5 protein-coding genes are annotated in these 8,773 nt (G+C 67.7%); 1 reads left to right on the plus strand and 4 read right to left on the minus strand.

Annotated features, from left to right (window positions below; all coding sequences use genetic code 11):
- Window positions 1-7: 7 nt before the first annotated feature.
- The 4 genes from ACIRVK_RS29415 to ACIRVK_RS29430 are packed head-to-tail and all read right to left on the minus strand — an operon-like array spanning window position 8 to window position 7,518.
- Window positions 8-2,284, minus strand: a complete 2,277-nt coding sequence (locus tag ACIRVK_RS29415) for an alpha-galactosidase (RefSeq protein ID WP_404252266.1) — start codon at window positions 2,282-2,284, stop codon at window positions 8-10.
- A complete protein-coding gene (locus ACIRVK_RS29420; protein WP_404252268.1) occupies window positions 2,281-5,529 on the minus strand; it encodes a glycosyl hydrolase family 28 protein in 3,249 nt (1,082 codons plus the stop codon). The genes ACIRVK_RS29415 and ACIRVK_RS29420 overlap by 4 nt, the downstream gene beginning before the upstream one ends.
- Before the next feature lie 11 nt (window positions 5,530-5,540).
- Window positions 5,541-6,323, minus strand: a complete 783-nt coding sequence (locus tag ACIRVK_RS29425) for a heparin lyase I family protein (protein WP_404252270.1) — start codon at window positions 6,321-6,323, stop codon at window positions 5,541-5,543.
- 4 nt (window positions 6,324-6,327) lie between these two features.
- Window positions 6,328-7,518 (minus strand): glycoside hydrolase family 105 protein, encoded by a 1,191-nt coding sequence (locus ACIRVK_RS29430; RefSeq protein WP_404252272.1) that lies wholly within the window; start codon window positions 7,516-7,518, stop codon window positions 6,328-6,330.
- 297 nt (window positions 7,519-7,815) lie between these two features.
- Between ACIRVK_RS29430 and ACIRVK_RS29435 the strand changes: the two genes are divergently transcribed.
- A complete protein-coding gene (locus tag ACIRVK_RS29435) occupies window positions 7,816-8,652 on the plus strand; it encodes an aldo/keto reductase (protein ID WP_404252274.1) in 837 nt (278 codons plus the stop codon).
- Window positions 8,653-8,773 lie beyond the last annotated feature (121 nt).

Genomic DNA, 8,773 nt, shown 5'->3' on the forward strand with positions numbered 1-8,773 from the left:
GTTCCCCTCAGCCCGTGTACTGGGTGAAGACCTTGAGGTAGTCGTACGGCTGCTGCGACACACCGCTGCAGGAGTCACCGGCGCTGCCCGAACCGCAGTCGCGGTCGCGGTTGACGGCCCAGTAGGTCAGCCGCCCGATGTGGTGCTGCTGGGCGTACGCGAGCATGGTCCTGAAGTCGGCCAGCCGGACCAGTTCACCGGAGTCGTCGGTCTTGCCGTTCATCGACGACAGCCCGATGTGCGCGTAGGCGGTGGCGTCGCTGTAGCCGTACGCCGACTTCACCTGGGCCTTGAGGCCTTCCATGGCCTTGGTGGTGAGGCTGCCCATGTTCGTGGTGCCGCCGCCGAAGTCGAACGGCATGATGCACCACACGTCGTTCGCCAGACCGGAGTTCGCGGCCCGCTTGATCATGTCGACGCCGGTGGAGTCGGGGCCGCTGGAGGTGGTGCCGAAGGTGATGACGGTCTTGAGGCCCGGGTTGTTCGCCTTCACCGTCTTCAGCGCGTCGACCACCCGCTGGCGCACCGTCGCGTTGGACCACTCGGTGTTCTCGATGTCGATGTCGAGCGCCTTCAGCCTGTAGGCGTTGATCACCTTCTGGTAGGCGCCGGCGAGCGCGGAGGCGCTGGAGCACTTCTCACCGAGTTTGTTGCCGCTCCAGCCGCCGACGGAGACGACGACGTCACCGCCCGCCGCTCTGATCGCGTTGATCGTGGACTGGTCGCTGCCGCCGGTCAGCGGGCGGGAGCCGTCCCACTTCGGGTTGCAGGTGCCGTCGGAGAGGACGAAGGCGAGGGTGAACCACTTGACGCCGGTCGCGGACATCACGGCCGTGGGGCTCTGGGGGTTGCCCCAGCCGAGGTACTCGTAGGGGGCCACGGCGAAACCGGGGGAGGCCGCGGATGGCGCGGTTGGCGCAGATGCCGCAGAAACCTTCACGTTGTTAACCGGTTTCACACGGATCAGCCGTGTTTCGCCCGGTCGCAGAGTCGCGCTATAGGAGTCCGCGATCACGCCCTTGTCGGAGCCGGACCACAGGTCGGTGACATCGCCGGAACCGGTGAAACCGACCTGCGACCAGTTCACACCGACCGTGCTGTTGCCGGACGTCCCGGTGTTGAACAGCGCCACCACGTAGTCGCCGCTGTTCTCCCGTTTGCTCCAGACCTGCTTGACACCACTGTTCACAACCCGCTTGGCGGCCACCCCGTCCTGGTCGACCCCGATCAGCCGGTCGTTGGTCAGCATCGCCTTGTCCACGGGGTCGAGTTGCGTGAGATCGGTGCCGAGCAGCAGAGGAGCCGCCGCCATCGACCACAGTGTGAAGTGCGAGCGGCGCTGGTCGGCCGTCAGGCCCACCTGGTCGCCGTTGCCGATCTCCAGCGAGTCCAGGTCGTTCCAGCCGCCGGGCCCGGCGTACGGCTGCCAGGAGGCGGCCGAGTCGAACCGCTTGGAGACGTGGGACCAGTCGGTCAACGGGTAGCCGCTGCCGTTGCTCCCCGGCCCGCAGTAGCACTCCACATCACCCTGGGTGCGCCAACTGTTGGCCACTGTGCGCCAGGTGGCGGCGTCGGCGATCGGGAGGTTGTTGGACAGCGCGAAGTTGATGGGCCGCCCGCTCGCCCGCAGCGCCGTGTCCCAGGCCTGGACGTCGGGGATGTCGGCGCTGCCCACTCCGTCGATCTTCAGGTAGTCGACTCCCCAGGACGCGAACTGCTTGGCCCAGGAGTTCACGAACTCCTGCGCGCCCGGCTTGGAGTAGTCGATGGCGTACATGTTCTTGCAGTTGTAGTTCTTCTCGGCCGTGGACGTGTCCGCGATGTCCTTCGCGTGGTATGAGGTCCCCTCGATCGGCGTGTTCTTGGTGACGGCGTTCTTCGCGATGCCCGGTGTGACGTAGAAGCCGAACTTCAGGCCCTTGGAGTGGACGTAGTCCGCCACCCCCTTGATGCCGTCGGGGAACTTTGCGGTGTCCACGGCCCAGCGGCCGTAGTCGTCGACGACGAAGCCGTTGTTGTCGCACTTCTGCCAGAAGTCGTCGAGGTTGACGTAGACGAAGCCGTGGTCCTTCAGGCCGCTGGAGGCCAGCGCGTCGGCCTGCGCCTCGATCTTCGCCTCGGTCGGCCGGCGGCGCACGAAGCTCCAGCTGGACCAGCCCATGGCGGGCCGCACGGACTGGCCGTTGTCGGAGGCGGCGGCCGGGTGGGCGGTGCCCACGAGCGGCACCGCCGCGGCGACCAGCAGGCCCGCCGCCGCGGCCGTGAGTGATCTGACCCGGATCATGACTGTCCCCCGTTCGCTGGTGTGGCGTACGCCGTGCCGATCCACGCCTCGTCGATGCGCAGTCGCTGGTAGCGGGCGGTGTCGGTGGAGGCGGCCCAGGTGGTGTCGACCTCGAGCCGGACGTAGCGGCCGTTCGAGGCGGTCAGGTCGATGCCCTGCACTCCGCGGCGGCTGGGCAGCTGTCCGGTCCTGACCGCGCTGCCCCAGGTGGAACCGTCGTTGCTCAGGAACACCTTGTAGTCCTTGATCCGTGCCGACTGCTCGGTGGCGGACCGGGCGTAGGCGACGGAGTCCTCGCGCTGGTTGAGCCCGATGTACTGCACCTTCTTCGCCGAGCCGAGGTCGAAGGTGAGGTTCACCGGCAGCGTCTTGTTGTTGTCCCAGTAGGTGAGGTAGTCGCCGTCACCGGCGGCCGAGGCGGCGTGCCCGCTCGCGGAGGCACTCGCGGTGACGGTGACGCCGGTGAGGATGCCCTCGCGGCCGGCGGTGATGACCTTGAAGACGGTGTCGTACGGGTCCCAGGAGCCGAGCCCCGTCAGGGTCAGCACACCGCCCGTCTGCGACCAGGAAACCGCCTGGCCCGTGCGGAGGTTGGTGACGGAGGCGATGCGGTAGCCGTTGTCGCGGATGCGCAGGGTGCTGGTGCTGGGCGGGGTCAGGACGTGGACGTACTGCCGGTTCGCGTCGTCCTTGGCGATGGTCGTGACGCCGTACGCGCCGTCGTTCCAGGCGCCGGGCTTGAGGCCGCCGTACATGTAGCCGCCGCCCTCGGTGCCGTGCAGGGACTCCCAGATGGGGTCGAGGTAGGAGTTCGCGAAGGTGTTGAAGGAGGCCTGGTTCGCCGGGAACTTGCCGTTCACCTGGGCGGTCTCTGCCATCAGCGCCTTCACCGAGGAGCCGGCGTTGGTGATCAGGCGGCCGAGGGTGAGCTGTCTGTCGACGGTGGGATCGGAGCCGTCGTACCACCAGGCGCCGGTCGAGGGGAGTTTGAAGTCCGCTTCGGTCAGGCGGGGTTGGGCGGTGTAGAGGGCCTGCGGGTAGTCGTAGGCGGGGGTCATGCCCGTCTTCTGCTCATTGCTGATCATGTCCATGATCGGCGTGTCTTCGTTGTTGTTGCTGAGCGTGTAGCTCGGGCGCCTGTCGTAGATCTGTTGGTAGAGGTTGTGGCTCAACCAGTAGGGGTTGTCGTTGTCGATCCAGAAGCCGCCGAGGTCGGGATAGCGGTCCATGACCTCGAAGAAGTTGTCGTAACTGAACTGCCCGAAGCCGTCGTTGGTGGTCAGGTCGACGTTCTTGCCCTTGTAGGCGGAGTACGCGGCCGAGTCGAGCCACTCGTGGCCGCCGTCGGCGTGCCACTGGGGGTCGTTGGTCATGTAGAGGATGACCCTCATGCCCTTGGCCTTGGCGGCGGTGATCAGCTCGCCGAGGAAGTCCCGTTTGGTGGAGCAGGAGCCGGGGATCTTGGACGGCCAGGGGCGGGCGTAGCCGAGGCGGCTGTGGAAGGTGGCGAGGACCAGGTACTGGGTGTGCAGTTTCTGGGCCTCGTTCACCCAGTAGTCGGGGGTCCAGCCGCCGCCTGTGACCTCGTTCTCCCAGGCGGTGCAGTTGGTGTGGGCGGGGGCGGTGCGCAGGCCCCAGTGCAGGAAGAGGCCGCCGACGGAGTTGCGGAGGAAGTCCTGGCGGGGGTTCTCCAGGTCGAGCGGCCTGACCGCGGCTGCTGAGCAGTCCTGGCCGCCGGAGACCCGCAGGGCGCCGCCGGAGGTGTTGTGACTGTCCGTCAGACATCCGCCGGTGACGTTCTGGAAGCCCACGTCGAACGGTGAGTTGCCGCCCTTCTGCGCGGTGAACCGGGTGAGCCGGATGCCGCCGGCCGTGTCGGCGACGAACGCCGGCCGGCCGTCGTCCGCGGCGAACCTCACCGAGCTGTCGGTGAACTGGACGTTGTCGGCGTTGTGCAGGTACCAGCCGTAGGCGGGCCGGGTGCCGATGCTGTTCGGGTTGTAGTCGGTCGCGATGTTGCCGGGCACGCCGGTGGACATGGTGCCGTTGCCGCCCGGAACCGTGATGTTGACGTTGGTGAAGGTCACGCCGTTGATGCGGTGGCCGGTCTCGCCCCACAGGGTCGGGCTGAAGGAGGGGCTGTTGCCGGTCGCCGTGATGTTGTCGTAGGTGACGTCGTTGATCGATCCGACGCCGGGACTGTTGCCGCAGCGCTTCCGCGTCCCGATCTTCTGCATGATCGGCGAGTGGACGTTGCTCATGGTGATGTCGCGGTAGTGGACGTCGGAGATCTTCGAGCCGTCCATCGAGACCATGCCGAGGCCGGACTTGTCGGCGCCGTCGATGACGATGTTGTCGAACTGGTAGTCCGAGAAGTCGCCGCAGGTCTCCGAGCCGAACATCAGGGCGTTGCAGCACTTGGCCCCGAGGGTCGAACCGCTCACCCGCACATGGCCGTTGGGCAGCTTGGCGCCGAGGGCGTAGTCGCTCTTGAAGACGAGGGCGTCGTCGTTGGCGTGGATCGTGGCGTTGGTGATGGTGGCGTTGGTGGTGGAGATGACGTTCCAGCCGTCACGGTCGCTCGCAGTATCGATGGTCAGGTGGTCGGAGGTCACGTTGGTGCAGCCGTTGACGAGGGCGGCGAAGTGGCCGCCCCGGCGCAGGGTGAGTCCGTCGCCGATCCTGAGGCCGTCGCACCGGGTCAGCGAGATGATCTTGTCGGCCTGGCCGGACTTGGGGTTGCCGGTGATCAGGTTGCCCGCGCCGTCGATGACGCCCTGGCCGACGAAGCCGATGTCGGTCAGTTTGTCGCCGTAGATCATCGCGTCGTGGAAGTGGCTGTGCCCGTAGTCCTGGTAGGCGTCGTACGGGTTGGCCTCGGCCTTGTCGTAGGTGCCGGCGTTGGAGCCCTGGAGGGTGGCGCCCTTGTCGAGCTGGAGCGTCACATGGCTCTTCATGTGGAGGGTGTTCTTGGACTTGTAGGTGCCGGAGGGGAAGTGGACGGTGCCGCCGCCCGCCGCGCTCGCGGCCGTGATCGCCTTGTCGATGGCCGGGCTGTCGTTGGTGGAGCCGTCGCCCTTGGCGCCGTAGTCGCGGACGTTGTACTCGGCGCCGGCGCGGGGGGCGGTGTGCGGGGCGGTGTTCGGGGCGGCGAAGGCCGTGGGCTGGGTGAGACCCAGGACGACGGCCACCACGAAGAGGACGACCGCCGCTGCTCGGCGGCGGGGGCCGGTGGGGGATTTCATGCGACGGCTCCTCACACGAGCTGGTAACCGCGGAGGTTGGTGAGCAGGAGGTAGGTGTCCTGCAGGGACCCGGAGGTGTCACCGAGGGAGCGGTAGATGCCCCACTTCGGCCGCACCCGGTCGGCGAGGAAAGTGTCGACCCCGCTCTTCGACACGTCGATCACGGTGGAGCCGCCGGACTTGAGGATCCAGCGGACCGAGCCCGCGGAGCCGTTGCCGACCTTGATCTGGAAGTCGACGTCGGTCCACTTGTCGTGCAGGGGGTCCAGGTCGGCGCGGCCGACGATGATGCCGTCGGTGGCGAGGTTCAGCTCGATGGTCTGCTTGCCGTTCACGCGGCGCAGCGACTGCGTGACGATCGGGGAGGAGCCGGCGCCGGGCTCCTTCATCTGCATGATGTGGGTGAAGGTGGTGGTCGCCTTCAGCGAGCTGGGGATGTACATCGAGTAGGTGACCCGCCAGGTCTGGCCCTCGTTCCAGGTGAGGTAGCTGCTGGAACTCGTGCGCAGTCCGGTGACCTCCTGGCGCTGGCGGTCGGTCATGGTGTCCCGGTCGACCATGTGCATGTTGAAGCGCCAGTTGTCGCCGGTGGCGAAGATGTGCGGATGCCCCGCGGGGTGCGAGTTGGCGCGGTCGTCCTCGACGGTCTCGAAGGCGCCGAGGCCGTCGCGGCTCGCCGAGGGAGCCCACTTCTGCTGCCAGGAGGCGGCGTGGGCGGTGGCGGGAAGTCCCAGCGCCGTCCCGGCCGCGCCGGCGACCGCGGCACCCAGCAGTGCCCTTCTAGACGTGCTCATGACACTAATCTCCTCGCAGTTGTTCGTTCATGATCAGAAAGGCGCCCAGGCCATGGAAGTCGTTGGTGGCCCGGGTGCGGCCGACGTAGTACGCGTAGTCGCCGACGTTGGTGCCGACGGAGATGTCGGCGAGGTCGGTGCGGCCGTCGGGGCCGACCGAGAGCCTCGCCAGCACGCCCTGGTAGCCGCGCTGCGCGACAGCGGCGTAGTGCGGGTCGAGGTAGCCCTGTTGGGCGCCGCGCGAGAGGGCGTAGGTGAACATGCTGGAGCAGGAGGTCTCGGTCCAGTTGTCGGACCGGTCCCCCTTGTCCATCACCTGGAACCAGCGTCCGGTCGCCGGGTCCTGGTACTTCTCCAGGGCGGCGGCCAACTTGCGGAAGATCGACAGGAGTTGGGATCGACGGGGCTGGTTCGCCGGGATGGCGTCCAGGACGTCGACCATCGCCATGGAGTACCAGCCGACGGCCCGGCACCAGTGCTCGGGGGCGAGACCGGTCTGCGGATCGGCCCAACTCGCGCTCTTAGACTCGTCGTAGGCGTGCCTGAGCAGTCCGTTCGCGACCTGCAGATGACTGCCGTAGACGGACATCTGCTTGGCGGCCTCGTCGTCGGTGTACGCGCTGTCGCCGAACTCCCGGCCGTACTCGACGAGGAACGGGTTCACCATGTAGGAACCGTCCGCCCAGAGTTGGTGGGCGCGACTGGCGGTGTCCGCGTGCCAGAACCCGCCGTCACTCGTGCGCGGGAAGGTGGTCAGGCGGTCGCGGATCTTCTGGGCCGCCTTGCGGTAGCGGTCCTGCCCGGTCTCGTGATGCAGGATCACCAGCAGCCGGCCGGCCTGCATGCTGTCCAGGCTGTCGAAGGACTGGCCGATGGAGCCGTCGCTCTTCACGAACCGGTCGACATAGCTCTTGATGTAGGCCAGGTACCGGGCGTCATGGGTGCGCTGGTAGGTGAGGTACTGGCCGTAGAGGTAGAGGCCGACGGGGTAGGACCAGCCGCCGATGGTGGTCGGCGTGTAGCGGGCCATGGTGGAGTCGACGACGGCCACCGACCAGTCGGGGGCGACGGCCGGGCGGGCCGTGACGGGGCCGGCCTGGGCGGCCGGCGGGGGTGCGGCCGCGGGCAGGGCGGTCAGGGCCGTGGTGGCGAGGACCAGCCCCGTCAGTGCCGTTCGCAGGCGACGGCGTCTCATGTTCCTCCCTCTCGAACGGACGAGAAACCTGGAAACATCGGAGGAAAACCGAATCAACTGTTCACACTCGTGGATCGAGTTCAGGGACTCGTCGTTGGCGCGCTCCAGAGTTGCGTCAGGGACGTTCGATGGTCAATGGTCCGGACCGCAGAGGTCGGATCCATTTCCGGCCAATCTCGCGCGGCGACACTGACTCGCGGGTCAGTTCGGACGGATTTGGCGGTCAGGAATGCATCACGGCTCGTGATCGTTGACGATGGGAGTACCACCTGACGACAACCGAAGGATCAAGAGCTCGTGAGCAGCAAGGTCCCCCCGATCATCCTCAACAACGGCGTCGAGATGCCCCAGCTGGGCTTCGGCGTCTGGCAGGTGCCGGACGACGAGGCGGAGCAGGCCGTCGCCACCGCGCTGGAGGCCGGGTACCGCAGCATCGACACAGCGGCGATCTACGGCAACGAGGAGGGCACCGGCAAGGCCATCGCAGCCTCCGGCATCCCCCGCGAGGACATCTTCGTCACCACCAAGCTCTGGAACTCCGAGCACGGGTACGACTCCACGCTGCGCGCCTTCGACGCGTCGCTGGACAAGCTCGGCCTGGAGTACGTCGACCTGTACCTGATCCACTGGCCGACTCCGGCCCGGAACAAGTACGTCGACACCTACAAGGCCTTCGAGAAGCTGCACGCCGACGGCCGTGTCCGGGCGATCGGCGTCTCCAACTTCGAGCCCGACCACCTGGAGCGGCTGATCGCCGAGTCGTCCGTCATCCCGGCCGTCGACCAGATCGAGCTGCACCCGCAGCTCCAGCAGCGCGCGGCCCGCGAATACCACGCCGAGCAGGGCATCGCCACCGAGGCCTGGTCGCCGCTGGGTTCGGGCAAGGGGCTGCTCGAGGTCCCGGCGATCGTCGCCATCGCCCAGAAGCACGGCCGCACCCCGGCGCAGATCGTGCTGCGCTGGCACCTGCAGCTCGGCAACGTGGTGATCCCCAAGTCCGTGACGCCGTCCCGGATCCGGGAGAACATCGAGGTCTTCGACTTCAGCCTGGACACCGAGGACCTGGCGGCCATCAGCGCGCTGAACGAGGACCGGCGGCTGGGCCCGGACCCGTCGACGTTCAACATGGCCTGACGGCCCTCATGGGACGGGGTGGGGGGGGCCCCCCGCGGCCCCCCCCCCCCCCCCACCCCCCCCCCCCCCCGGGAGGGGAGGGGGGGCGGGGCCGCCCGAGCCCCCCCCCCCCGGGGAGTGG

The organism is Streptomyces sp. NPDC101152 (genome assembly GCF_044768275.1).
In the GTDB taxonomy this organism is placed as follows: Bacteria; Actinomycetota; Actinomycetes; order Streptomycetales; family Streptomycetaceae; genus Streptomyces.

Bases quoted from the DNA above. Each gene is read 5' to 3' on its own strand.
- ACIRVK_RS29415 (WP_404252266.1), bottom strand. From the start codon at position 2,284: ATGATCCGGGTCAGATCACTCACGGCCGCGGCGGCGGGCCTGCTGGTC.
- ACIRVK_RS29420 (WP_404252268.1), bottom strand. From the start codon at position 5,529: ATGAAATCCCCCACCGGCCCCCGCCGCCGAGCAGCGGCGGTCGTCCTC.
- ACIRVK_RS29425 (WP_404252270.1), bottom strand. From the start codon at position 6,323: ATGAGCACGTCTAGAAGGGCACTGCTGGGTGCCGCGGTCGCCGGCGCG.
- ACIRVK_RS29430 (WP_404252272.1), bottom strand. From the start codon at position 7,518: ATGAGACGCCGTCGCCTGCGAACGGCACTGACGGGGCTGGTCCTCGCC.